The following is a 221-nucleotide window of genomic DNA, read 5'->3' on the forward strand; positions in this document are numbered from 1 at the left end:
ACAATATGATGCAGTATTGATGGGGACAAAAACATATGAGTTTGGATTTCAATTCGGTGCGAAACCTGGAGAACCTGGCTATAAGGGATTAAAGCATTATATTTTCTCAAATTCCTTACAGTTTGAATCAAATGATGAGGTAGAATTAGTCAAAGGAGACGCTATTTCTTTTATTGAAAATTTAAAACAGCAAAAAAGCGGGAAATTGTGGCTATGTGGTG

General features: G+C 34.8%; 1 protein-coding gene. It reads left to right on the top strand.

Annotation, left to right across the window (positions count from 1 at the left end; genetic code table 11):
- The coding region (locus V7056_RS20725; RefSeq protein WP_499704276.1) for a dihydrofolate reductase family protein at window positions 1-221 on the top strand (221 nt) is incomplete at both ends.

The sequence above is a fragment of the Bacillus sp. JJ664 genome (assembly GCF_036962205.1).
GTDB lineage: Bacteria > Bacillota > Bacilli > Bacillales > Bacillaceae_G > Gottfriedia.